The sequence below is a fragment of the Pseudomonas sp. PvP028 genome (assembly GCF_017832255.1).
GTDB classification, from domain to species: Bacteria; Pseudomonadota; Gammaproteobacteria; order Pseudomonadales; family Pseudomonadaceae; genus Aquipseudomonas; species Aquipseudomonas syringae.
Genome location: NZ_JAFIBL010000001.1, coordinates 1,963,258 through 1,986,995, shown reverse-complemented (window position 1 = coordinate 1,986,995; position 23,738 = coordinate 1,963,258). Strand labels below are relative to the sequence as shown.

22 protein-coding genes are annotated in these 23,738 nt (G+C 59.5%); 14 read left to right on the top strand and 8 right to left on the bottom strand.

Annotation, left to right across the window (positions count from 1 at the left end; genetic code table 11):
* Positions 1-40 precede the first annotated feature (40 nt).
* Both JOE34_RS08795 and JOE34_RS08790 read right to left on the bottom strand, forming a co-directional pair.
* Complete coding sequence (locus tag JOE34_RS08795; protein WP_003341145.1) at positions 41-670, bottom strand: response regulator transcription factor; 630 nt, start codon at positions 668-670, stop codon at positions 41-43.
* Positions 667-2,679 (bottom strand): transporter substrate-binding domain-containing protein, encoded by a 2,013-nt coding sequence (locus JOE34_RS08790; protein WP_209995591.1) that lies wholly within the window; start codon positions 2,677-2,679, stop codon positions 667-669. The genes JOE34_RS08795 and JOE34_RS08790 overlap by 4 nt, the downstream gene beginning before the upstream one ends.
* 114 nt (positions 2,680-2,793) lie before the next feature.
* On the opposite strand from JOE34_RS08790, the gene JOE34_RS08785 reads away from it, so the two are divergent.
* Complete coding sequence (locus JOE34_RS08785) at positions 2,794-3,798, top strand: alpha/beta hydrolase family protein (RefSeq protein ID WP_074909568.1); 1,005 nt, start codon at positions 2,794-2,796, stop codon at positions 3,796-3,798.
* Between the two features lie 21 nt (positions 3,799-3,819).
* On the opposite strand, the gene JOE34_RS08780 is transcribed toward JOE34_RS08785, so the two are convergent.
* The 3 genes from JOE34_RS08780 to JOE34_RS08770 form a co-directional block, all read right to left on the bottom strand.
* On the bottom strand, positions 3,820-4,590 hold the full coding sequence (locus JOE34_RS08780; RefSeq protein WP_003394942.1) for a TerB family tellurite resistance protein: 771 nt from the start codon (positions 4,588-4,590) through the stop codon (positions 3,820-3,822).
* Complete coding sequence (murU, locus tag JOE34_RS08775) at positions 4,591-5,262, bottom strand: N-acetylmuramate alpha-1-phosphate uridylyltransferase MurU (protein ID WP_003394944.1); 672 nt, start codon at positions 5,260-5,262, stop codon at positions 4,591-4,593. It lies immediately after the preceding gene.
* A 101-nt stretch (positions 5,263-5,363) separates the two neighbouring features.
* Positions 5,364-6,386, bottom strand: a complete 1,023-nt coding sequence (locus JOE34_RS08770) for a phosphotransferase (protein WP_003394946.1) — start codon at positions 6,384-6,386, stop codon at positions 5,364-5,366.
* Positions 6,387-6,515: 129 nt separating this feature from the next.
* Between JOE34_RS08770 and JOE34_RS08765 the strand changes: the two genes are divergently transcribed.
* From JOE34_RS08765 to JOE34_RS08715, 11 genes are all read left to right on the top strand, one after another.
* Positions 6,516-9,296, top strand: a complete 2,781-nt coding sequence (locus JOE34_RS08765; RefSeq protein ID WP_032662888.1) for an LPS-assembly protein LptD — start codon at positions 6,516-6,518, stop codon at positions 9,294-9,296.
* Positions 9,277-10,599, top strand: a complete 1,323-nt coding sequence (locus JOE34_RS08760; RefSeq protein ID WP_003341160.1) for a peptidylprolyl isomerase — start codon at positions 9,277-9,279, stop codon at positions 10,597-10,599. Before JOE34_RS08765 ends, JOE34_RS08760 begins: the two co-directional genes overlap by 20 nt.
* Positions 10,596-11,585 (top strand): 4-hydroxythreonine-4-phosphate dehydrogenase PdxA, encoded by a 990-nt coding sequence (pdxA, locus tag JOE34_RS08755; RefSeq protein WP_209995588.1) that lies wholly within the window; start codon positions 10,596-10,598, stop codon positions 11,583-11,585. The genes JOE34_RS08760 and pdxA overlap by 4 nt, the downstream gene beginning before the upstream one ends.
* A complete protein-coding gene (gene rsmA, locus JOE34_RS08750) occupies positions 11,582-12,388 on the top strand; it encodes a 16S rRNA (adenine(1518)-N(6)/adenine(1519)-N(6))-dimethyltransferase RsmA (RefSeq protein WP_209995586.1) in 807 nt (268 codons plus the stop codon). Before pdxA ends, rsmA begins: the two co-directional genes overlap by 4 nt.
* A gap of 116 nt (positions 12,389-12,504) precedes the next feature.
* Positions 12,505-12,885, top strand: a complete 381-nt coding sequence (gene apaG / locus JOE34_RS08745) for a Co2+/Mg2+ efflux protein ApaG (RefSeq protein WP_003316251.1) — start codon at positions 12,505-12,507, stop codon at positions 12,883-12,885.
* Positions 12,885-13,760: a symmetrical bis(5'-nucleosyl)-tetraphosphatase gene (locus JOE34_RS08740; RefSeq protein WP_057445874.1), complete on the top strand. Its 876-nt coding sequence runs from the start codon at positions 12,885-12,887 to the stop codon at positions 13,758-13,760. Before apaG ends, JOE34_RS08740 begins: the two co-directional genes overlap by 1 nt.
* Positions 13,761-13,783: 23 nt before the next feature.
* Entirely contained in the window at positions 13,784-14,104 is a 321-nt protein-coding gene (glpE, locus tag JOE34_RS08735; RefSeq protein WP_003341167.1) for a thiosulfate sulfurtransferase GlpE, read from the top strand.
* A 284-nt stretch (positions 14,105-14,388) separates the two neighbouring features.
* Positions 14,389-16,311, top strand: coding sequence for a PrkA family serine protein kinase (locus JOE34_RS08730; RefSeq protein ID WP_003341169.1), 1,923 nt, complete (start codon positions 14,389-14,391; stop codon positions 16,309-16,311).
* A 121-nt stretch (positions 16,312-16,432) separates the two neighbouring features.
* Positions 16,433-17,704, top strand: coding sequence for a YeaH/YhbH family protein (locus JOE34_RS08725; protein WP_003316246.1), 1,272 nt, complete (start codon positions 16,433-16,435; stop codon positions 17,702-17,704).
* Complete coding sequence (locus JOE34_RS08720) at positions 17,701-19,263, top strand: SpoVR family protein (protein ID WP_003419771.1); 1,563 nt, start codon at positions 17,701-17,703, stop codon at positions 19,261-19,263. The genes JOE34_RS08725 and JOE34_RS08720 overlap by 4 nt, the downstream gene beginning before the upstream one ends.
* A gap of 97 nt (positions 19,264-19,360) precedes the next feature.
* Positions 19,361-20,590, top strand: a complete 1,230-nt coding sequence (locus JOE34_RS08715) for a multifunctional CCA addition/repair protein (RefSeq protein ID WP_024683319.1) — start codon at positions 19,361-19,363, stop codon at positions 20,588-20,590.
* 119 nt (positions 20,591-20,709) lie between these two features.
* On the opposite strand, the gene folK is transcribed toward JOE34_RS08715, so the two are convergent.
* A complete protein-coding gene (gene folK, locus JOE34_RS08710; protein ID WP_209995584.1) occupies positions 20,710-21,234 on the bottom strand; it encodes a 2-amino-4-hydroxy-6-hydroxymethyldihydropteridine diphosphokinase in 525 nt (174 codons plus the stop codon).
* The gene (folB, locus tag JOE34_RS08705) at positions 21,225-21,578 is read right to left on the bottom strand and encodes a dihydroneopterin aldolase (protein ID WP_003316242.1); all 354 of its coding nucleotides are present in this window, start codon (positions 21,576-21,578) and stop codon (positions 21,225-21,227) included. Before folB ends, folK begins: the two co-directional genes overlap by 10 nt.
* Before the next feature lie 74 nt (positions 21,579-21,652).
* Here folB and plsY point away from each other — a divergent pair, with 74 nt between their 5' ends.
* Positions 21,653-22,222, top strand: a complete 570-nt coding sequence (gene plsY / locus JOE34_RS08700) for a glycerol-3-phosphate 1-O-acyltransferase PlsY (protein WP_003394968.1) — start codon at positions 21,653-21,655, stop codon at positions 22,220-22,222.
* 23 nt (positions 22,223-22,245) lie between these two features.
* On the opposite strand, the gene tsaD is transcribed toward plsY, so the two are convergent.
* Positions 22,246-23,271, bottom strand: a complete 1,026-nt coding sequence (tsaD, locus tag JOE34_RS08695) for a tRNA (adenosine(37)-N6)-threonylcarbamoyltransferase complex transferase subunit TsaD (RefSeq protein WP_003394970.1) — start codon at positions 23,269-23,271, stop codon at positions 22,246-22,248.
* A gap of 198 nt (positions 23,272-23,469) precedes the next feature.
* Between tsaD and rpsU the strand changes: the two genes are divergently transcribed.
* Positions 23,470-23,685: a 30S ribosomal protein S21 gene (gene rpsU, locus JOE34_RS08690; protein ID WP_002551877.1), complete on the top strand. Its 216-nt coding sequence runs from the start codon at positions 23,470-23,472 to the stop codon at positions 23,683-23,685.
* Positions 23,686-23,738 lie beyond the last annotated feature (53 nt).

The window sequence follows — 23,738 nt, the reverse complement described above, 5'->3', positions numbered from 1 at the left end:
GTCGCAAAGGGGCGCGGGGTGTCGGGTGTCGTTTTCAGACTCAGAGCAGCTTGTGCTCCATCGCGTACTTGACCAGATCGGCCAGCGAGTTGAGTTTCATTTTTTGCATCAGCCGGGCCTTGTGGGTGCTGATGGTCTTGCTGCTCAAGGCCAATTGCTGAGCGATGTCGTTGACGTTGGCGCCTTGAGCGAGGCGCTCGAATACCGAAAACTCGCGCTCCGACAATAACGAGTGCAAAGGCCGGCTGTCGGTGAGGCCGACTTCAAAGACCATACGGTCGGCCAGATCCGGATCGATATAACGCCCGCCGGCCGCCACCCGGCGAATGGCCGTGAGCAGCAGCGCCGGGTCGCTGTCCTTGGTGGCATAACCTGCCGCGCCGACCTTCAATGCACGCGCAGCCATCTGCGCCTCATTGTGCATCGACAGCACCAGAATGGCCGGCGGGTTGGTCAATGCGAGAATCCTCGGTATCGCCTCAAGGCCATTGACGCCGGGCATGGAGATATCCAGCAGCACTACTTCGCAGGCCACATGACGCAGGGTTTCGAGCAACTGTTCGCCATTGCTGGCCTCGCCCACCACTTGCAGATCCCTGGCCAGGCCAATCAATTGCTTGATCCCTTCACGCACGATGGTGTGGTCTTCGGCTACCAAAACACGAATCACTGTTTTCGCTCCTGTGCGAGGGTGTCCAGCGGGATATAGGCGCGCAAGGTTGTGCCCTCACCCACCTCGCTGTCCAGCTCAAGTCGGCCGCCGAGCATCAGCACCCGCTCGCGCATCCCGACCAGACCGAACGAAACCGCCCTGCCCGACTCGATGACAAAGCCCTGCCCGTCATCGGCGATGCTCATGCACATCATGCCGTCCTGCAGCGTCAGGCTGATCTCTACCGTGTGTGCCTGGGCATGGCGCATCACATTGGTCAGCGCCTCCTGAAGGATCCGGAACATGCCTGTGGCCCTGGCATCGCTGAGCGTCGGGAGATTGTCCGGCACCTGCACCAGACACGGGATCTGCGTACGCGCCTCGAAACGGCGCGCCTGCCATTCGATGGCCGAAGCGATACCAGCGTCGAGAATCGGTGGCCGCAAGGCCGTGGCAACATCGCGCACCAGTTGAAACAACTGAGCGATCAGACGCTTCATGCTCTCCAGCCGCTCGCTCAGGCCAGGGTCGAGGTCGGCATAGGCCAGCTCGCACATGGACGTCTCGAGCTTCAATACCGTCAGCATCTGACCCAGCTCGTCGTGAACCTCGCGGGCAATATGCGCCTTCTCTTCTTCACGCACGCTTTCCAGATGCGCTGACAAGTCACGTAACTGCTCATGTGCGCGGCGGCGCTCGCTGACGTCAGTGAGGAACACCACCAGGTATTCGGCATCGCGAAAGCGCAGGAAGCTCAACGAGACATCGACAGGCAGCAGGCTGCCATCGGCGCGCAGGCAATGGGTCTCGAACACTTGCGGGCTGTCTTCGCTGGAGCGCGCGTTCTTCCACAGGTTAAGCCAGCGATCCATGTGCAGACCGGGCTCGAAATCGATCAGCGGGCGCTCGACCACCTGCCCCGACGCATAGCCCAGCATGGATTCCGCCGCCCGGTTGGCGTAACGCACCCGGCTGTCCCAGTTGACCCAGAGGATGCCGACGGTGCTTTGATCAATGGAAAACTGCGCCAGACGCAGCGCCTCCTCCTCTTCGACACGGCGGGCGAGTTCTTCACGCGCAGCCAGCAGCTCCTGCTCCAGCGCCTGCTGCTGGCGACGTTGCCAGATCACGATGGCGAAACACGCCAGCAACATCACCAGCAGCAGAATGCACAGGTTCTTCCAGAGTTTGGTCGACTCGATGAAATGTGAAGGGGTCAGCGGCATCCAGCGCGCATGCAGTTGCTCCAGCTCCTTGGCAGGGATCGCTCGCAAGGCTTCGCTGACGATGGCTGCCAGCTCCGGCATGTCGCGACGTGAAGCCACCCGCAACAATTGCGGCAGCCCGATATCCCCCACCACCGCCAGCCCGGCGAACCCCGGCTCGCGCAGCAAACGACTGAGTTGCGCTTCGTCCACCACGGCATAACGTGCCTGCTGACTGAGCAACAGCTGCAAGGCCTGGCGCTCCAGCGGTACCCCTTGCAGGTTGAGGTGCGCAAAGTTGCTACGCAGGTAGTCGGCCGTGGTGCTCGGCATGCGTACCGCGACGCGCGAAAGGCTGTCGAGTTTCTCCAGGTCCACGGCAGTGCTGCCATCACGTTCGCCGATCAACAGCTGCGAAACACGTAGATACGGGTCGGAAAACAACCACAGACGCAGGCCTGCGGGTGTTTGCATCAAGCCGGGCGCAACGTCGATTTCACCCTTGGCCAGCGCGTTCTCCAGCGCGCTCTGGTCAGGAAAATTCCGCCACAGCAACTCGACCGGCAGCGTCGCAGCCAGCGCATTCATCAGGTCGACGTTGGCGCCGGACAACTGCTGCAAGCGTTGATCGAACTGCGCGTAAGGCGCACGCAACACCAGCCCTACGCGCAACGGGCCATGCTGGTCGAGCCAGTTGCGCTGTGCTGAACTCAAGTGCGCAACGGCAGGTGTTTCAGGTTCGTCAGCCTGCGTATTCGCCATCTGAGCCATCAAGAGCAAGGCCAGGCAGCCGATAAAACCGGTGCGCAGAAGACGAATCATCAGTATGTCGCTCTCGTGTGTACGTATCACGGCCGTGTGCCGCGCAGGCTCAGGCCTGACAAAAGCCGATCAACCCATTAGGCTGCCGGGATAGTTTCTGGCTTGGAATATCCGATGTCCTACACCTTTCGCGCAACGTTTCCTGCATTGTTTCTGTCATTGATACTGCCTTGCGCCTTGCCTGCCCTCGCAGCGGACCCGACCCCTGACCCGGCCAAGGACGCTGCTGCGCAAGCGCCCGTCGAAAGAGCCCCGCTGCTCAGCCGCTCGCAGGAAGACGCAATAGCGCTGGAACGCCAATTGCCGCGCGAAGACCAGCAGCAACTTCAGGCCGGAGATGACAGCTTTCTCGCGCTCTGGAAACCCGCCAACACTGAGGCCCCTGAAGGCGCGGTCATCATTGTGCCTGGCGAAGCCGAGTCACCGGACTGGCCCGACGCTGTCGGCCCGCTGCGACGCAAGTTTCCGGATGTGGGCTGGTCGAGCCTGAGCATCACCATGCCGGACCCGCTCGACAACACGCCGGGCGCGCGCGAGCCCGATGCTGCCTCGGCAGATGCAAACGCCGCTAAAGCCACTGAGGCACCGAAGGAAACCTCCAAGGACGCCAACGCGACAGCAAAAGACCCGTCCGCAGAAGCCGAGGCGCTGGCTGCGGCTGAAACAGCCAAGGCTGCTGCCGACGAAGAACTCGACAAGGCTCAGGCCGAGCGCATCTTCGCGCGGATCGAAAGCGCGATCAGCTTTGCGCAGCAGAACAAGGCACGCAGCATCGTGTTGATCGGCCACAGCAGCGGCGCGTACTGGGCGGCCAGGTTCCTCAATGAACGGACGTCGCCTGTGGTGCAGAAACTGGTGATGCTGGCGGCGCGCGAACCCCTGAATGCCAAGCCTTCGCTGCTGGACATGGTGCCTCAGCTGAAAGTAAAAGCCGTCGATTTCATCTACAAAAACTCGCCTGACGAGGCTGCAAAGGCCCGTCTGCAGGCCAGTAAACGCACCAAGGGGCCGGGATTTACACAGATTGCTCTGATCAACATCGCCGGTGGCGGAGATGCCGAACAAGAGCAGCTATTCCGCCGTGTTCGCGGCTGGATAGACGCCAAAGAGGAAAAGTAAGCGCCAGACGCACCAGCAGGCTCAGTTGAACCCGCGTCGGGCTTTCACCACCCGATAGGCATTGTGCAACTCACTGGTCCTCTCGGTCGCCACCCGCACTTGCTGTGGATTGGCGCCCGAGCCGGCAATCTTGTCAGGGTGATGCCGGCTGAGCAGGCGCCGGTAGGCACGCTTGATGCTCAAAGGATCGGTGTCCGACTTTATCCCCAGCAGCGTCATCGCACTTTTGTAGTCGCCGCCGCTGCTGCTGATCGGCGAGCGCTTCATGGGGTCGTGGTCAGCAGCCAGCGCCTCGATCTGTGGACCTGTCCAGCCAAGCCACATGCCCCACACCCCGATCAGCTCGCGCTCGACCCGAGAAGCCTTGCCGTCCGCCCACGCCATCCGCCAGCAGGCGCGCAACATATCTTCGGCAATATCAGGCTGGCCTTGCAGGTCACGCAGATAACTGCGCAGGCCATCGGTGCCGTCGCGGCCGCGTTTGAAGGCGTTTATGGCGCGCAACTGATCCGCCTCGTTCAGATTCAAACGGCGCATCTCGGTACGTGCCTGATGGATATGGCTGGCCAGAACCCGTCCGTCACTTTTGGCCAGACGGCCCAGCAACACAAACAGCAGATCGTCCTTGTGGACCGTTGCACGTCCACCCAGGCGCTCACGCAGATGCGCCCAACTCTGCAGTTTCAGGCGCCGGTCCAGCGCCTGCCCCAACAGAGCACCGAGCATTGCGCCTGGAATACTGGCAATTGCGTAACCGACTCCAGCGCCGATCAGTGTGCCGGGCCAAAGCATTCAGCGAGTCTCCACAAGCATCTGCTCGGCTTCAGCCAGGCGCTCGTGGGTACCGACATCGACCCAGCGCCCTCTGTAGTGCTCGCCCGTGACCAGCCCGTTATGCATCGCCTCGCGCAACAGCGGCGCAAGCTTGAACGCGCCGGGCTCGCAATTGGCAAACAGCTGTGGATGAAGGATGGCGATACCGCTGTACGTCAGGCGTTGACCCGCCGAATCGTCGTCGCGCACCTGACCATCGACCAGCGAGAAGTCACCCGTCGGGTGATGCGCGGGGTTATCGACCAAGACCAGGTGAGCGAGGCCCGCAAGCGGCACACGCAATGCGCTGAAGTCGTAATCGGTCCAGATATCCCCGTTGATCACCACGAAGGGCTCAAGGCCAAGCAACGGCAATGCGCGCTGAATGCCACCGCCGGTTTCCAGCGGCAGGCCTTCGGGGGAGTAACGAATGCTCAGGTCGAAACGCTGACCGTCGCCCAGGTAATCCTCGATCTGCTGGCCCAGCCACGCATGATTGATGACCAACTGGTGAAACCCTGCATCGCGCAAGGCGTTCAGGTGGTATTCGATCAACGGTACATCGCCGACACGCACCAGCGGTTTGGGCGTATGCAGGGTCAACGGGCGCATTCGCTCGCCTTTACCGGCGGCGAGAATCATCGCTTTCATGCAGTCCTCTTCGACACAATCAAGATCTTTTCCAAAATGGCCATGTTTCAAAGCGGCCCTGTATAAACGGGCTGTCTATGACGTGGGCCGTCTCTGTCATTTCAGACAGCGGCGTCTACCGGCTGCAGACTGGTAAGCAATTGCCCGAGCTGCGCCAGTTCTGGGCGACGTGACAACACCGCTTCTATATAAGCGAAAAAGCGCGGAACGTCTTCCAGGTAGCGAGGTTTTCCATCCCGGTGGCAAATGCGGGCAAAAATGCCGATCACCTTCAAATGTCGCTGTACGCCCATCAGATCACTGGCGCGCTCGAATGCGGCAAAATCTTCCTGTACCGGGATGCCGATAGCCCGCGCCTGATCCCAGTAGGTGCGCAGCCAGTCACTGACACGTTCCTGCGGCCAGCTCAGGAATGCGTCCTTGAACAGGCACGTCACGTCATAGGTGACCGGGCCATAGACCGCATCCTGAAAATCCAGCACGCCCGGGTTAGGCTCGCTGATCATCAGGTTTCGCGGCATATAGTCGCGATGCACCAGTACTTTGGGCTGTGCCAGGGCGCTGTTGATCAACAGCTCGCTGACCTGCTGCCAGTCGCTCAACTGCGCCTCGTCCATCTCGACACCCAAGTGCCGCTTCACGTACCACTCTGGAAACAGCTCCAGCTCACGGCGCAGCAACGCGACGTCATAGCTGGGCAATGGCGCGTCCATAGGCAGTTGCTGGTAGGCCAGCAACGCCTGGATAGCATCAGCGAACAAGGCATCGGCATTATCGGCGTCAATGACATCCAGATAAGTCTGACGGCCCAGATCGTTGAGCAGCAAAAAGCCTTGTGTCAGGTCTTCGGCATAAATTTTTGGAACATTAATGCCCGACTTTTCCAATAAATGAGCGATATCCACGAACGGTTTGCAGTTTTCCTGCGGTGGAGGGGCGTCCATGACAATAAAAGTTCGGTCCGCACCCTCCCAGCGAAAATAACGGCGAAAACTTGCGTCACTGCTGGCCGCAGTCAATGTAGCCGGGGGCACGGCGCCCCAACCGTGCGCCGAAAACAGCGCCGGCAACTGCTCATCGAGCCAAACTTTCAGGGATTGCAGGCGTATATCTTGATCTGACATTACAAGGGTCTCCGACGGCGCTAGCCGTCAAGCGGGTCATGCTTTATTATCCGGAATCTTTTTCAGCCCATCGAGAGGCGTGCGGCCCCCCCGCGGGCAGATGGCGCGCAGGAAGCCCGGACTAATAAGATGGCATTGAAATCCCCCGCGTTTCGTAAAAAATTTCCGTTGCTCGTAACCGGCAGTCTGCTGGCGATGCAACCTCTGGCCACTCAGTTCGTGGTCGCCGCGGAACAGTATGACTGCTCAGTCTCTGCTTCGGGTGCCTGGAACTGTGCGCCGAAATCCAATGCTGCTGCAGTGGATCTGCCTCCGCGCCCCGTGCATGACACGACGTCGGTCAGTTCCAACGGCACGGTCACCTCACAAGGCACCTCTTCGGGTGAACAGTCTGCGGGTACGCAACTGGTCACTGAAGCCAAGGGCAAAGGTCTGAAGTCGCGTAGTGCTGACTACAGCCACCTCGATTGGGTTCCTCGCGAAAAGCTTACCGCAGCGCAACTGGCCGAGACCGGCCCGTATTGCTCGGGTGCCTACGTCGAGCCGATCCGTCCTGGCATGGACGACAAGACGCCGATGAAAGACGCGCCAATGTTCGTGGGAGCCAAGGCTTCGCGTTACGAACAGGAAGCGCAGGTCGCCACGCTGGCGGGTGATGTCGTGATGCGTCAGGGCAGCATGCAGGTGCAGGCCCAGGAGGCTGCACTGCATCAGGCCGAGAACCGTGGCGAGCTGAACGGCGATGTCCGTCTGCGCGACAACGGTGCGCTGATCGTTGGTGACAAGGCCGAACTGCAACTCGATACCGGCGAAGCCCGTGTCGACAACGCCGAGTACGTCCTGCACAAGTCGAACATTCGCGGTAACGCCCTGTACGCCAAGCGTGCAGAGAACGCGATCATCCGGCTCAAGGACGGTACCTACACGACGTGCGAGCCGAACAGCAACGCCTGGACGCTCAAGGGCAACAACATCACGCTGAACCCGGCCACCGGCTTTGGTACAGCGACGAACGTTACCCTGCGGGTCAAGGACATACCGGTTCTGTACACGCCGTATATCTACTTCCCGATCGACGACCGTCGCCAGTCCGGTTTCCTGCCGCCGACCATTGCAGCAGGCGGCGACAACGGCTTCACACTGGTCACCCCGTACTACTTCAACCTGGCGCCGAACTACGACGCCACGTTGTACCCGCGTTACATGGCTGATCGTGGCTTGCTGATGGAAGGCGAGTTCCGCTACCTGACCAAGGGCAGCGAAGGTCAGTTCGGCGGCGCGTACCTGAACGACGAGAATGACGACCGCAAACAGCAGTCGGACTACGACAAGACCCGCTGGATGATCAACTGGCAGCACAAGGGCGGGCTTGATACGCGCTGGCTGACCCAGGTCGATTACACCGACATCAGCGATCCTTACTACTTCCAGGATCTGGAAACCGATCAGATCGGCGTCAAACGGACTGACTATCTCAACCAGCAGGGCTCCCTGACCTACCGTGGCGACAGCTTCGCGGCAGTGCTCAATGCTCAGGCCTACAAGCTGGCGACGGTTGCCAACGTTACGCCGTACAACCGTCTGCCTCAGCTGACGCTCAACGGTACGTTGCCCTACAACCCCGGCGGTCTGAAGTTCGATTATCAGACTGAAGCGGTGCGCTTCGAGCGTGACCTGCGCAGCGGCGCGTTCATCGATGAAGATGGCAACTCCGAGACACGTCTGGACAACAACATCTCCGGCCTGGCTCGCGCCAACGGCGATCGCCTGAACCTGGCTCCGTCCGTCAGCCTGCCGATGAACTGGACCTATGGCTTCCTGACGCCGAAGCTGAAGTACGTCTACACGCAATACGATCTGGATCTGGACAGTCAGGGCAAAAACACCCTGCTGGCCGGCGAAGAGTACAGCAGCAGCCAAAGCCGCAGCGTACCGATCTTCAGCGTCGACAGCGGCCTGTACTTCGACCGCAATACCAACTGGTTCGGCAAGGATTACCGCCAGACCCTGGAGCCGCGCCTGTTCTATCTCTATGTTCCCGAGAAAGACCAGACCGACATCCCGGTATTCGACACCAGCGAAAGCACGTTCAACTTCTCCTCGCTGTTCCGTGACAACCGCTTCACCGGTTCCGACCGCATCGGCGACGAGAACAAACTGTCGCTGGGCGTCACCAACCGCTGGATCGAAGACAACGGCTTCGAACGTCAACGCTTCAGCATTGGTCAGGCACTGTATTTCGAAGACCGTAAAGTGCAACTCCCTGGTGTCGCGTTCGCTGACCGTGACGATGCGCGCTCCAAAGTCTCGCCTTATGCACTGGAATACGAATACCGCTTCAACCGCGACTGGCGCTTCAATTCCGATTTCAACTGGGATCCGGACAGCCGAAGCACCCGTTCGGGCAGCGCTATGTTCCACTACCAGCCTGAAGACAATCCGAACAAGATCGTCAACCTCGGCTATCGCTATCGCAACGACCAGATTCGTTACGACGAAAGCACCGGCCGTTGGGTCGTGGGTGGTGGTGACTACGGCACCCCGGGTTCGCCAAACTACGTGAAGGACTACTACAAGATTCAGCAGCACGATTTCTCGGTCATCTGGCCGATCGTGCCGCAGTGGAGCCTGATCAGCCGTTGGCAGTATGACTACAACCGTGAACGCACCATCGAAGCTTTCGGCGGGTTCGAGTACGACAACTGCTGCTGGAAAATGCGTCTGGTCAATCGCTACTGGATCGACTACGACGAGTTCAGCCAGGCAGCACCTCAGAACGAGAAAGGCGACCGCGGCATATTCCTACAAATCGTGTTGAAGGGGCTCGGCGGTGTAACTGGCGCCAAGGTAGACAGCTTCCTCGACAAAGGCATTCAAGGTTATCGTGAACGTGAAGACCAAGCTTTCTGATTGTCTGCGCCCGCTGATGCTGGGCGCGTTACTCCTGAGCGGTGCAGTGCATGCTGCGGTTCAACCTCTGGACAGTGTCGTGGCTATCGTCGACAACGATGTGATCATGAAAAGCCAGATGGACCAGCGTGTACGTGAAGTTCAGCAGACCATTGCCAAGCGCGGCTCTGGTGTACCGCCTGCAGAAGCCCTGCAACCACAGGTTCTGGATCGTCTGATCCTGGAAAACCTGCAGTTGCAGATGGGCGAACGCTCTGGCATTCGTGTCTCCGACGAAGAGCTGAACCAGGCCATCGGCACCATTGCCCAGCGCAACAACATGAGCGTGGAGCAGTTCCGCGCCGCGCTGGCGCATGACGGCCTGTCCTATAACGACGCGCGCGAACAGGTGCGCCGGGAAATGATCATCAGCCGCGTGCGTCAGCGCCGGGTGGCCGAACGTATCCAGGTGTCCCAGCAGGAAGTGAAGAACTTCCTCGCCTCGGATATGGGCAAGGCTCAGTTGTCTGAAGAGTTTCACCTGGCCAACATTCTGATCGCCACACCTGACAGCGCTTCCTCGGACGCCATCCAGGCTGCTGCGGTCAAGGCCAAGGGTATCTACGACCAGCTGAAGAAAGGCGCTGACTTCACCCGTCTCGCAGCCACCTCCTCGTCCAGCGAAAACGCACTGGAAGGCGGCGACATGGGCTGGCGCAAGGCTGCGCAATTGCCACCGCCGTTCGGTGACATGCTCAGCTCGATGCCTGTCGGTGACGTGACGCCTCCTGCGCGTACGCCGGGCGGTTTCATCATCCTCAAGCTGCTGGAAAAGCGCGGCGGCCAGGGTGAGGCGCAAATGCGTGATGAAGTGCATGTGCGTCATATCCTGATCAAGCCAAGCGAAATTCGTAACGAGGCAGAGACCAAGCGTCTTGCAGAGAAGATCTACGACCGCATCCAAAACGGCGAAGATTTCGCCGAGCTGGCGAAAAGCTTCTCGGAAGATCCGGGCTCTGCACTCAATGGCGGCGATCTGAACTGGGTTGATCCCAACTCTCTGGTTCCGGAATTCCGTCAGGTGATGAGCGAAACGCCACAAGGCGTCTTGTCCAAACCGTTCCAGACCCAGTACGGCTGGCATGTCCTAGAAGTGCTCGGTCGTCGCTCCAAGGACGCTACCGATCAGGCTCGGGAACAGCAGGCGCTGAACGTATTGCGCAACCGCAAGTACGACGAAGAGCTGCAAACCTGGCTGCGTCAGATCCGCGACGAAGCCTACGTTGAAATCAAACTCCCTGGCGCGACCCAGGCTGCACAGTGAAACCCAAGCGTTTCGCACTGACACCCGGCGAGCCGGCCGGCATAGGTCCTGACCTTTGCCTGCTGCTCGCCACGCAGCCTCAGCCATACCCCCTGATTGCCATCACCAGCCGCGACCTGCTCCTTGAGCGGGCCGCGCAACTGGGTGTGTCGGTCAGTCTGATAAAGGTCACGCCCGACGCGTTTCCCGACCTGCCTGCGCCTGCCGGCAGTCTGTACGTCTGGGATACGCCACTGGCCGCTCCGGTGGAAACCGGCGTGCTGAACAAAGCCAATGCTGCATTTGTTCTGGAAACCCTGACTCGCGCGGGCCAGGGCTGCCTGGACGGACTGTTCAGCGGCATGATCACCGCCCCGGTGCACAAAGGCGTGATCAACGACGGCGGTATCGCGTTTTCCGGACACACCGAATTTTTCGCTGAACTGACTCACACCGAACAGGTGGTGATGATGCTGGCAACCGGCGACCTGCGCGTAGCACTGGTGACCACTCACCTGCCGTTGCGCGATGTGGCCGACGCCATCACAGCGGATCGTCTGGAGCGCGTGACACGCATCCTGCACGCCGACCTGGTCAACAAATTCGGCATTGCCCATCCACGCATTCTGGTCTGCGGCCTCAACCCTCATGCCGGCGAAAGCGGGCATCTGGGTCGTGAGGAAATCGACATCATCGAACCTGCTCTGGAGCGCCTGCGCAGCGAAGGCCTGGACTTGCGCGGCCCGCTGCCTGCAGACACTCTGTTTACCCCCAAATATCTGGAGCACTGCGACGCAGTGCTGGCGATGTACCACGATCAGGGCCTGCCCGTGCTGAAATACAAAGGTTTCGGCGCAGCGGTCAATGTGACGCTCGGCCTGCCAATCATCCGCACCTCTGTCGATCACGGCACGGCGCTGGACCTGGCCGGCACTGCGAACATCGACACCGGCAGCCTGCACGTCGCACTGCAAACCGCCTACCAGATGGCCGAGACCCATTCATGACCGAGCAATACCAACACCGGGCGCGCAAGCGCTTCGGGCAGAACTTCCTGCACGATTCAGGCGTTATCGACAAGATCCTGCGTGCCATCCGTGCCAAACCTGAAGACCGGCTGCTGGAAATCGGGCCGGGCCAGGGTGCACTGACCGAGGGCCTGCTCGACAGCGGCGCTCAGCTGGACGTGGTCGAGCTGGACAAGGACCTGATCCCGATCCTGAACGGTCAGTTCGCCAGCAAGCCGAACTTCAACCTGCATCAGGGCGATGCGCTGAAATTCGACTTCAACACCCTCGGCGCCGAACCGCGCAGCCTGCGGGTGGTGGGCAACCTGCCGTACAACATCTCGACACCGCTGATTTTTCACCTGCTGCAGAACGCCAGCCTGATCCGCGACATGCACTTCATGCTGCAAAAGGAAGTGGTCGAGCGCATGGCTGCCGGACCCGGCGGTGGTGACTGGGGCCGTCTGTCGATCATGGTCCAGTACCATTGCCGCGTCGAACACCTGTTCAACGTCGGACCGGGTGCATTCAACCCGCCGCCGAAAGTGGACTCGGCCATTGTGCGCCTCGTCCCTTACGAAACACTGCCGCACCCTGCCAAGGATCACCGTGTGCTGGAGCGCATCGTGCGTGAAGCGTTCAACCAGCGTCGCAAGACCCTGCGCAACACCCTCAAGCTGCTGTTGACCAGCGATGAGATCACCGCTTCCGGAGTAGACGGCAGCTTGCGTCCCGAGCAGCTCGATCTGGCTGCATTCGTTCGTCTGGCAGACACTCTTAGCGAAAAAGTTGTGACAGAGTGAACCCTGAGGACAAGTAAACGGCAGGCTCAGTCTTCATTTTCCGCTTACTTGTCCTAGACTGATCTACCTGCCGCACACGCCCTTTTTTCGCAGCTATGGATTTCAAGGCCTATTGCATGCCCGATTCTCGTTACAAAGTCGACGTCAGCGTCGTCACACGCTTCCTCTCGGAGCAGTCGCAACCCGAGCAGAACCGCTTCGCTTTCGCCTACACCATTACCGTGCACAACAATGGCGAGCTCCCTGCCCGGCTGCTGTCGCGGCACTGGGTCATTACCGACGGTGATGGCAATGTCGAGGAAGTACGTGGTGAAGGCGTGGTCGGCCAGCAGCCACTGATCAAGGTCGGCCAAAGCCATACCTACAGCAGTGGTACGGTCATGACCACCAAGGTCGGCAATATGCAGGGCACTTACCAGATGCTGGCCGAAGACGGCAAACGCTTCGATGCCGTTATCGAGCCTTTCCGTCTGGCCGTTCCGGGCTCGCTGCACTGATGGCGGTGTACGCGGTCGGTGATCTGCAAGGCTGCCTTGAACCTCTGCAATGCCTGCTCGAGCACGTGCACTTCAACCCGGAGCAGGATCGCCTCTGGCTGGTGGGTGACCTGGTCAACCGTGGCCCGCAATCGCTGGAAACGCTTCGCTATCTGTACAACATTCGCGAATCGCTGGTGTGCGTGCTCGGCAATCATGACCTGCACCTGCTGGCAGTGGCCCGTAAAAAAGAGCTGCTGAAGAAAGGCGACACGCTGCTTGAAATCCTTGAAGCGCCTGATCGTGACGACCTGCTTGGCTGGGTGCGTCGGCAGAAGCTCATGCATTACGACGCAGAACGCAACGTCGCCATGGTGCATGCCGGTATCGCGCCACAATGGACGCTGAAAAAGGCCTTGAAGCACGCTGCCGAAGTCGAGCACGCGCTGCAGGACGACACGTTGTACGGCGCCTTTCTCGACGGCATGTACGGCAATGAACCGGCCAAGTGGGACAACGACCTGCAAGGCGTGACGCGTCTGCGGGTCATCACCAACTACTTCACCCGCATGCGCTTCTGCACCAGCGACGGCAAACTCGATCTGAAGAGCAAGGAAGGGGTCGGCACCGCGATACCTGGCTACGCGCCCTGGTTCAGCCACCAGAGCCGCAAGACCCGCGACGTGAAAATCATTTTCGGCCACTGGGCTGCGCTTGAAGGTCGCTGCGACGAACCTGACGTCTTCGCCCTCGACAGCGGATGTGTCTGGGGCGGCTCGATGACGCTGCTCAATGTCGATACGCTTGAACGTCATCAGTGCAATTGCGATGCTATCGGCAATGCCGCCGACGGGCTTGTTACCCGCGTGCAACCCGGCGCTACTCCCCTTCCGTAACCTCAGGCTCAGGAGCCCAGGCAATGACTGAATTCAAACGTATCCCACCTGAACAGGCCCAGGCTCTGCGCGAGCAAGGCGCCGTGCTGGTCGATGTTCGGGACCCACAGGCTTTCGAGAGCAATCACATTCCCGATTCCGTGCATCTGGACAACCACTCGATCGCTGACTTCATCCGCGAAGCCGATCTGGACAAGCCGCTGGTGGTCGTCTGCTACCACGGCAACTCCAGCCAGAGCGCTGCAGCCTATCTGGTCGGCCAGGGTTTCTCCGATGTGTACAGCGTGGACGGCGGTTTCGAGCTGTGGCGCGCCACTTACCCGCAAGAAACCGTGCAAGGCTGATAGAAAATATTTTTATGACAGCTGATCCCGCGTTCTACGCGGGCTCGCGAGCCATCTGACGAACGGTCAGCCCGTCTTCTCGCGCATCCCTTCTTTATCTTTCCGAATCCGAACTATCCTTAGCCTAGGCCATCCGTATTCAGGGGAGAGCCGGTACACCGGCGCGTGGGTCATCGGTAGTTACTTTTAGGGTGTTCTGGGGGGAAACAGCGGCCGTAATTAGGTCGCTGCCAGCATCGACTGACGATCCGCCGCCGGCTCCACGTATCGAGCGAGGTGACGTCATGAGTATATTCAGCCACTTCCAACAACGCTTCGAAAGCACGCGGCAAGAAGAGCTCTCGCTACAGGAGTATCTGGAGCTCTGCAAACAGGATCGCAGCGCCTATGCCTCTGCCGCAGAACGTCTTCTGCTGGCCATCGGCGAGCCTGAACTGGTGGATACCTCCGCCAACTCCAGGCTGTCGCGCATTTTCTCTAACAAGGTCATACGCCGCTATCCGGCCTTTGCCGACTTCCACGGAATGGAAGAATGCATCGACCAGATCGTTTCGTATTTCCGCCATGCCGCCCAAGGCCTGGAAGAGAAAAAGCAAATCCTGTATCTGCTCGGCCCGGTGGGTGGCGGTAAATCGTCCCTGGCGGAAAAACTCAAGCAACTGATCGAAAAAGTCCCGTTCTACGCCATCAAGGGCTCGCCTGTCTTCGAGTCGCCCTTGGGCCTGTTCAACGCTACGGAGGACGGCGCGATTCTCGAAGAAGACTTCGGGATTCCGCGACGCTACCTGAGCACCATCATGTCGCCCTGGGCGACCAAACGCCTGGCCGAGTTCGGTGGCGACATCAGCCAGTTCAAGGTGGTGAAGCTCTACCCTTCGATTCTCAACCAGATTGCCGTGGCGAAAACCGAACCCGGCGACGAAAACAACCAGGACATCTCTGCGCTGGTCGGCAAGGTGGATATCCGCAAACTGGAAGAATTCCCGCAGAACGATGCCGATGCCTACAGCTACTCGGGCGCGCTGTGCCGGGCCAACCAGGGCCTGATGGAATTCGTCGAGATGTTCAAGGCCCCGATCAAGGTCCTTCACCCGCTGCTCACCGCAACCCAGGAAGGCAACTACAACAGTACCGAAGGGCTGGGCGCGATCCCGTTCACCGGTATTTTGCTGGCGCACTCCAACGAATCGGAGTGGCACAGCTTCCGCAACAACAAGAACAACGAAGCCTTCATCGACCGTATCTACATCGTGAAGGTGCCGTACTGCCTGCGTGTCAGCGACGAGATCAAGATCTACGACAAGTTGCTGTTCAACAGCTCGCTGTCCAAGGCGCACTGCGCGCCGGACACCCTGAAAATGCTCGCGCAGTTCACCACGCTGTCGCGCCTCAAAGAGCCGGACAACTCCAACATCTACTCCAAGATGCGCGTGTATGACGGCGAGAACCTGAAAGACACCGACCCTAAAGCCAAGTCGATCCAGGAGTACCGCGACAGTGCGGGCGTCGACGAAGGCATGAATGGTCTGTCTACCCGCTTCGCGTTCAAGATTCTGTCCAAGGTGTTCAACTTCGATCCGCATGAAATCGCCGCCAACCCGGTGCATTTGCTCTACGTACTGGAGCAGCAGATCGAACAGGAGCAGTTCCCTGCTGAAACGCGCGAGCGCTATCTGCGCTTTATCAAGGAATACCTGGCACCGCGCTATATCGAGTTCATCGGCAAGGAAATCCAGACGGCGTACCTGGAATCCTACAGCGAGTACGGTCAGAACATTTTCGATCGCTACGTGCTGTATGCGGACTTCTGGATTCAGGATCAGGAATACCGTGATCCGGAAACCGGCGAGATCCTCAACCGCGTGGCCTTGAACGAGGAGCTGGAAAAGATCGAGAAACCGGCTGGCATCAGCAACCCGAAAGATTTCCGCAACGAAATCGTCAACTTCGTACTGCGTGCCCGCGCCAACAACAATGGCAAGAACCCGACCTGGCTCAGCTACGAGAAGCTGCGGGTGGTGATCGAGAAGAAAATGTTCTCCAACACCGAGGACCTCCTGCCGGTCATCAGCTTCAATGCCAAGGCCAGCAAAGAAGATCAGCAGAAGCACAACGACTTCGTGACACGAATGGTCGAGAGGGGCTACACGGACAAGCAGGTACGTTTGCTTTCCGAATGGTATCTGCGCGTGCGGAAATCGCAGTAAAGCAGCTGCAAGCTTCAAGCTATCAGCTGCAGGCGACAAGCGATCAACACCCGGTCTCGGGATTGATCGTTTGCTCGCTTGCAGCTTGAGGCTTACAACTTGAAGCTCCCCGGAGGAGCCTATGAGCTATGTGATCGACCGACGTCTCAACGGCAAGAACAAGAGCACGGTAAACCGCCAGCGGTTTCTGCGGCGTTACCGTGACCACATCAAGAAGGCAGTGGAGGAAGCGGTCAGCCGGCGCTCCATCACTGACATGGAACACGGCGAACAGATCAGCATTCCCGGGCGTGACATCGACGAACCGGTCCTGCACCACGGTCGCGGCGGCAAGCAGACCGTTGTTCATCCTGGCAACAAGGAATTCACCACCGGTGAGCACATCGCCCGCCCTCAAGGTGGCGCTGGCGGTAAAGGCCCCGGTAAGGCGGGCAATTCCGGCGAAGGGATGGATGAGTTTTCGTTTCAGATTACCCAGGAAGAGTTTCTTGAGTTCATGTTCGAAGACCTGGAGCTGCCGAACCTGGTCAAGCGCAACCTGACCGGCACCGACACCTTCAAGACCGTGCGCGCCGGGATCAGCAACGAAGGCAACCCGTCACGGATCAACATCATCCGCACACTGCGTTCGGCGCATGCACGCCGCATCGCACTGTCCGGTAGCAGTCGAGCGAAACTCAGGGAAGCGACCGCCGAGTTTGAGCGCATGAAGCGCGAAGAGCCGGATAACTTCGGCGACCTTCAGGAACTGGAAGTAGAAATCGACCGACTGAAGGCTCGCATTCGTCGTGTGCCCTATCTCGATACCTTCGACCTCAAGTACAACCTGCTGGTCAAGCAACCCAACCCCAGCTCAAAAGCGGTCATGTTTTGCCTGATGGACGTCTCCGGCTCCATGACCCAGGCGACCAAGGACATCGCCAAGCGCTTCTTCATCCTGCTGTACCTGTTTCTCAAGCGTAACTACGACAAGATCGACGTGGTCTTCATTCGTCACCACACCAGCGCCCGCGAAGTGGACGAGGAAGAGTTTTTCTATTCCCGGGAAACCGGCGGCACCATCGTTTCCAGCGCCTTGAAACTGATGCAGGAAATCATGGCCGCACGCTACCCGAGCAGCGACTGGAATATCTACGCGGCACAGGCGTCCGATGGCGACAACTGGAACGACGATTCGCCCATTTGCCGGGAAATCCTCACCAAACAGATCATGCCTTTCGTGCAGTACTACACGTACGTGGAAATCACGCCGCGTGAGCACCAGGCCTTGTGGTACGAATACGAACGCATCGGTGAAGATTTTGCCGACACGTTTGCCCAGCAACAGCTGGTCTCTGCCGGTGATATCTATCCGGTATTCCGCGAACTCTTTCAGCGAAGGTTAGTGTCATGACCGCCAGAGAGCAGAAGCGCCAACCCCTTTCCACGGGGTCAGAGTGGACATTCGAACTGATCCGCGCCTACGACCGCGAAATCGGCAGAATTGCCGAGCGGTACGCGCTGGACACCTATCCCAACCAGATCGAAGTGATCACGGCCGAGCAGATGATGGACGCCTATGCCTCGGTGGGCATGCCGCTGGGCTATCACCATTGGTCCTACGGCAAACACTTCCTCAGCACGGAAAAATCCTATTCTCGCGGCCAGATGGGCCTGGCCTACGAGATCGTCATCAACTCCGACCCGTGTATTGCCTACCTGATGGAAGAAAACACCATCTGCATGCAGGCGCTGGTGGTGGCCCATGCGTGCTATGGCCATAACAGCTTCTTCAAGGGCAACTACCTGTTCCGCACCTGGACCGATGCCAGTTCGATCATTGATTACCTGGTGTTCGCCAAGCAGTACATCATGCAATGCGAGGAGCGCCATGGCATCGATGCTGTGGAGGACTTGCTCGACTCCTGCCATGCGCTGATGAACTACGGTGTGGACCGCTACAAGCGCCCCTACCCGATTTCAGCCGAAGAAGAGCGGCGTCGGCAGAAGGACCGGGAGGAGCACCTTCAGCGACAGATCAACGATCTTTGGCGCACCATCCCGAAAAGTGCCGACAAGAGCAGCAAGGAAGACAACGCGCGCTTTCCGGCCGAGCCGCAGGAAAACATTCTCTACTTCATAGAGAAACACGCCCCGCTGCTGGAACCATGGCAGCGCGAAGTGGTGCGCATCGTGCGCAAGATCGCGCAGTATTTCTATCCACAGCGCCAAACCCAAGTGATGAACGAAGGCTGGGCGACGTTCTGGCACTACACGCTGATGAATGACCTGTACGACGAAGGGCTGGTCACCGACGGCTTTATGATGGAGTTCCTGCAGTCGCACACCAGCGTTATTTTCCAGCCCGGTTTTGACAGCCCCTACTACAGCGGCATCAATCCCTATGCGCTGGGCTTTGCCATGTATCAGGACATCCGGCGGATGTGCGAACACCCTACCGATGAGGATCGCCAATGGTTTCCGGAAATTGCCGGCAGCGACTGGCTGACGGCGATCAAGTTCGCGATGACCAGCTTCAAGGACGAGAGCTTCATTCTCCAGTACCTGTCGCCCAAGGTGATTCGCGACCTGAAGCTGTTCAGCATCATGGACGACGACCAGAAGGACGACCTGCTGGTGCCCGCCATTCATGATGAAAACGGCTATCGGACCATCCGCGAAATACTCGCTGCACAGTACAACCTGGGCAATCGGGAGCCCAATGTGCAGATCTACAGCATCGACCGCCGAGGCGACCGCTCGCTGACCTTGCGCCATCAACAGCACAATCGCAAACCGCTTGGTGACTCGACAGACGAGGTGCTCAAACACCTGCACCGGCTGTGGGGCTTTGACATCCACCTGGAAACCTTGCAGGGCGATCAGGTGGTCAAGACTCATCACGTACCACCGAAAGGCGAGCATGCCGACAGTGAGTATCCCCGGCTTGATATGGCGGTCGTCCACCTTTAAGCGCTAGGGCACTAGCGCGTTAAACGCTTGCTCATACAGCTTTAGCCTCCATAAGTACGACACAAGGTTTATCCTGTCGCGCTTACGGAGGCTTTTTATGCAGATTTATAAAGTGGGCGGTGCTGTACGCGACCGTCTTCTGGGTCAACCTGTCACGGACATCGACTGGGTGGTAGTCGGCGCAAGCACCGAGGACATGCTGATCAAGGGCTATCGCCCGGTCGGTACAGATTTCCCGGTGTTTCTGCATCCGCTGACCAATGAGGAATACGCGCTGGCGCGCACCGAGCGCAAGAGCGGTGTGGGCTATGGGGGCTTTGTTTTCCACGCCAGCCCCGAGGTAACGCTCGAGCAGGACTTAATTCGGCGCGACCTGACGATCAATGCCATGGCTGAAGACAAGGACGGTAATTTAACCGATCCCTACAACGGCCAGAAGGATCTGGAAGCGCGGATATTACGTCACGTTTCACCCGCATTCGCCGAAGATCCCCTCAGAGTCTTGCGTGTGGCCCGATTCGCAGCGCGCTACGCCGGTTACGGTTTTACCATCGCGCCCGAGACCCTGGGATTGATGCGACAGCTCAGTGAATCGGGCGAACTCAAGGCGCTGACTGCCGAGCGAAGCTGGAAGGAAATCTCTCGCGCACTCATGGAAGAACAGCCTCAGGTGTTCATCCAGGTACTGCACGACTGCGGCGCGCTCAAAGAGCTGATGCCCGAAGTCGAAGCGTTGTTTGGTGTACCGCAGCCGGCGGCGCATCATCCGGAAATAGACACTGGCGTCCACGTGCTCAGCGTCCTTGAGCAATCCGCACGCCACAAACACCCGCTGACAGTGCGCTGGGCCTGCCTGCTGCACGACCTCGGCAAAGGGCTGACGCCGGAAGCCGAATGGCCAAGGCACATCGCCCATGAACACACCGGCCTGCGCCTGATAAAAGCGGTCAACGAGCGTTTTCGTGTACCACGGGACTGCCAGGAACTGGCGCTGCTGGTCGGCCAGTACCACACTCATGGCCACCGTGCGCTGGAGCTGAAACCCTCGACCCTGCTGGAGCTGTTGCAAAGCTTCGACGTCTACCGCCGCCCGCAGCGCTTTGAAGAGTTCATTGCCGCATGCGAGATGGACGCCAAGGGGCGTCACGGCTTCGAGCAACGCAGTTATCCACAGGCCGACTACCTGCGCGGCGCCGCCGAGGTCGCACGCGCGGTATCAGTACAGCCGTTGCTGGAACAGGGCCTGAAAGGCAAGGAACTGGGTGACGCACTGAAGAACGAGCGCTTGAAGGCACTGAAAACCTACAAGGTCGAGCACCTCGCCTGACAGCCTCTCGTGCACGGTTATCGCTCCCGCGCTCCGCGTGGTAGCGCAGCCCTGGACGCTCTGCGTCCGATCTTCAGCTTTGGCACGAGAAGCGTCAGAGCTGGAAGGCGCGGACAGGCTCAGCTACGCAGCAAATCCTCAGGCGTCAGTGCCAACCCGCGCCACTGGAACGCCACCGGCCAAAGCTGCTGATCGATCTGCGCATCAGCCCAGAGTTTGCTGAAAGAAATCCCCACACCGGGATGCAGACGTTCAGAGGCAATCAACGCCAATGGACGCAGTACGAAGGCATTCTTCAGAATTTCTGCCCTCGGCAAGATCAGCCCGTCGAAATTACCGACCTGTTCGCCGTACAGCAGCACATCGATATCCAGCGGCAACCCTTTGCGATCCGGGGCATAACGGCCATTGTCCGCTTCGATGAATTTCAGGCGACGATCCAGCTCCATCAAGGGCAGATCGGTCAGTGCCGACACCACGAGATTGAAGAATGGCCCGCTCTTGATACCCACGGCATGGCTTTCAAAAACCGGCGAACAGCTCAGGTCGGTCAGGAAGCCATCCAGCGCATCGAGCCCCGCAACCAGATGGCGCTCACGCTCGATGTTGCTCCCCAGGCCGAGGAAAATCCGCGTCAGCGACATCCGCGCTCGATCTCCACGCCCACACCGGCTGCGGCCGCTACAGCACCGGGCTTGGTCAGTTTCAGGCGCAGCCAGGGAATATTGAATTCACCCATCAGCACTTCGGCCAGTCGCTCGGCGAAGGTCTCCACCAACTGGAACTGTGCCTGCTCGGCGAACGCCTGAATACGTGTCGAGACACTGGCGTAGTCGAGGGCCTTGCTCAGATCGTCCCCTGCGGCTGCGGGGCGATTGTCCCAGGCAAAGCTGAGGTCCAGACGCAGGCACTGACGAATGCCGCGCTCCCAGTCATAGGCGCCAATGACCGTATCGACCTCAAGGCCCTCGATGAAAACTCTGTCCAAGCACTACTCTCCACTGCACGACAAGGGCGCGATGCGCCGTTAGAATCAGGGCATCCTCGCCCGGAATGGTTCGCATGTTTTGGTTACTGGCCACCTTCGCCTACCTGCTTGGCTCGCTGTCCTTCGCCATCCTGCTCAGCCGCCTGAGCGGCAGGCCGGACCCGCGCGCCAGTGGCTCCGGCAATGCCGGCGCGACCAACATGCTGCGTCTGGCCGGGAAAAAACTCGCCATCCTGACCCTGCTCGGCGACCTCTGCAAAGGCCTGGTGCCGATCCTGATCGCCAGCGCCTTGGGCATGGACATCGCACAACAGGGCTGGATCGGCGTCTGCGCAGTGCTGGGCCATCTGTTCCCGCTTTACTTCCGCTTCCGCGGTGGCAAAGGCGTAGCGACCGCCGCCGGTGTGCTGCTGGGCCTGTATCCGCCCGCCGCTGCCCTGGCGATAGTCGCCTGGCTGCTGACGCTGTACCTGACCCGCACCAGCTCGCTTGCCGCCCTGATTGCCACACCCCTGACCCTGCCATTGCTGGCGTGGCAGGAGCCTCATGCTTTGCTGCCGATGAGCGTGTTGACCCTGCTCATCGTCTGGCGCCATCGCGGCAATCTACGCGACCTGCTCGCCGGGCGCGAACGACATTTCTGAGGCGTAACCCGCCTCGTCTACCGTCACAGCCCCGACAACTGCTCCATGGGCCAGCGTGCCTGCACGCTGATGCTCAAATCTTCCTTCTGCCCGACCTGCAGGCGCTGGCACCCGGCAAACGCGATCATGGCGCCGTTATCGGTACAAAACTCGGGCCGTGCGTAATAGACATGGCCGCGCAAGTCGCCAAGCATGCTTTCCAGCGAAGCGCGCAGTGCCTTGTTGGCGCTGACGCCACCGGCAATCACCAGGCTCTTGAGACCGGTCTGCTTGAGCGCACGCTTGCACTTGATGGTCAAAGTCTCCACTACCGCCTGCTGGAAGGCCAGAGCGATGTCGCAGCGGGTTTGCTCACTGTCGTCTCCAGCGTTCCGGCATTGCTGCCAGGTATTAAGCGCAGAGGTTTTCAGGCCGCTGAAGCTGAATTCCAGACCTGGACGATCGGTCATTGGCCGAGGGAAGACAAAACGCCCTGCCACGCCCTGCATGGCCGCCTTTGAAATCTCAGGACCGCCGGGGTACTGCATGCCCATCATCTTGGCGGTCTTGTCGAACGCCTCGCCTGCGGCATCATCCAGCGTCTCGCCCAGCAGCTCGTACTGACCGATGCCGTCGACGCGCACCAGCTGCGTATGGCCGCCCGACACCAGCAAGGCGACGAACGGGAACTGTGGCGGGTTTTCTTCCAGCATCGGGGCCAGCAGATGACCTTCCATGTGATGCACGCCCAGCGCCGGGATATCCCAGGCGAACGCCAGTGCCTGAGCGCACGAAGCGCCGACCAGCAAGGCGCCGACCAGCCCAGGGCCGGCCGTATAGGCAATGGCGTCGATATCAGTGGCCACGCAGTCCGCCTCGGCCAGTGTCTGGCGAATCAGGGGCAGCATGCGCTTGACGTGATCGCGCGAAGCCAGCTCCGGCACCACACCGCCATAGGCACGATGCAGGTCGATCTGGCTGAATAATGCGTCCGCAAGCAAACCGCGTTCGCTGTCGTATAACGCGACGCCGGTTTCGTCGCAGGAGGTTTCTAATCCCAGTACTAGCATGGGGTTGCGCCTTGTAGGGGGCAGATTTGAAGGCGCGAATAATAGTCGCCGACCGAGGTGCCGACCAGCGGTTTTCGATCAGAGGCTTTGCATTCCTCTCAATGAGGGGTTAACATCCGCAACCCTTAAAAACCGACGTACTTTTGTGCAGTGTTTGCACTGAGCGTTGACCCCGGTAATGAATGAAGGTAGCTCTGGATGCCAGCCGTCAAAGTTAAAGAGAACGAACCCTTCGACGTAGCTCTGCGTCGTTTCAAGCGCTCCTGCGAAAAAGCCGGTGTTCTGGCTGAAGTTCGTAGCCGCGAATTTTACGAGAAGCCGACTTCGGAGCGTAAGCGCAAGGCAGCAGCTGCTGTCAAACGCCACGCCAAGAAAGTCCAGCGCGAACAGCGCCGCGCCGTTCGTCTGTATTAATTTACAGACCTTCGTCGCAAGCTTCTGCCTTGCCCGGCCAACCAGCCGGGCTG

What these genes read in the sequence shown, in the direction of transcription:
- JOE34_RS08730 (WP_003341169.1), top strand. Translation starts at nt 14,389, where the DNA reads ATGAGTATATTCAGCCACTTCCAACAACGCTTCGAAAGCACGCGGCAA.
- JOE34_RS08740 (WP_057445874.1), top strand. Translation starts at nt 12,885, where the DNA reads ATGGCGGTGTACGCGGTCGGTGATCTGCAAGGCTGCCTTGAACCTCTG.
- JOE34_RS08765 (WP_032662888.1), top strand. Translation starts at nt 6,516, where the DNA reads ATGGCATTGAAATCCCCCGCGTTTCGTAAAAAATTTCCGTTGCTCGTA.
- JOE34_RS08785 (WP_074909568.1), top strand. Translation starts at nt 2,794, where the DNA reads ATGTCCTACACCTTTCGCGCAACGTTTCCTGCATTGTTTCTGTCATTG.
- apaG (WP_003316251.1), top strand. Translation starts at nt 12,505, where the DNA reads ATGCCCGATTCTCGTTACAAAGTCGACGTCAGCGTCGTCACACGCTTC.
- plsY (WP_003394968.1), top strand. Translation starts at nt 21,653, where the DNA reads ATGTTTTGGTTACTGGCCACCTTCGCCTACCTGCTTGGCTCGCTGTCC.
- murU (WP_003394944.1), bottom strand. Translation starts at nt 5,262, where the DNA reads ATGAAAGCGATGATTCTCGCCGCCGGTAAAGGCGAGCGAATGCGCCCG.
- rsmA (WP_209995586.1), top strand. Translation starts at nt 11,582, where the DNA reads ATGACCGAGCAATACCAACACCGGGCGCGCAAGCGCTTCGGGCAGAAC.
- JOE34_RS08780 (WP_003394942.1), bottom strand. Translation starts at nt 4,590, where the DNA reads ATGCTTTGGCCCGGCACACTGATCGGCGCTGGAGTCGGTTACGCAATT.
- folK (WP_209995584.1), bottom strand. Translation starts at nt 21,234, where the DNA reads ATGTCGCTGACGCGGATTTTCCTCGGCCTGGGGAGCAACATCGAGCGT.
- JOE34_RS08720 (WP_003419771.1), top strand. Translation starts at nt 17,701, where the DNA reads ATGACCGCCAGAGAGCAGAAGCGCCAACCCCTTTCCACGGGGTCAGAG.
- JOE34_RS08790 (WP_209995591.1), bottom strand. Translation starts at nt 2,679, where the DNA reads ATGATTCGTCTTCTGCGCACCGGTTTTATCGGCTGCCTGGCCTTGCTC.
- JOE34_RS08770 (WP_003394946.1), bottom strand. Translation starts at nt 6,386, where the DNA reads ATGTCAGATCAAGATATACGCCTGCAATCCCTGAAAGTTTGGCTCGAT.
- JOE34_RS08725 (WP_003316246.1), top strand. Translation starts at nt 16,433, where the DNA reads ATGAGCTATGTGATCGACCGACGTCTCAACGGCAAGAACAAGAGCACG.
- glpE (WP_003341167.1), top strand. Translation starts at nt 13,784, where the DNA reads ATGACTGAATTCAAACGTATCCCACCTGAACAGGCCCAGGCTCTGCGC.
- rpsU (WP_002551877.1), top strand. Translation starts at nt 23,470, where the DNA reads ATGCCAGCCGTCAAAGTTAAAGAGAACGAACCCTTCGACGTAGCTCTG.
- tsaD (WP_003394970.1), bottom strand. Translation starts at nt 23,271, where the DNA reads ATGCTAGTACTGGGATTAGAAACCTCCTGCGACGAAACCGGCGTCGCG.
- JOE34_RS08715 (WP_024683319.1), top strand. Translation starts at nt 19,361, where the DNA reads ATGCAGATTTATAAAGTGGGCGGTGCTGTACGCGACCGTCTTCTGGGT.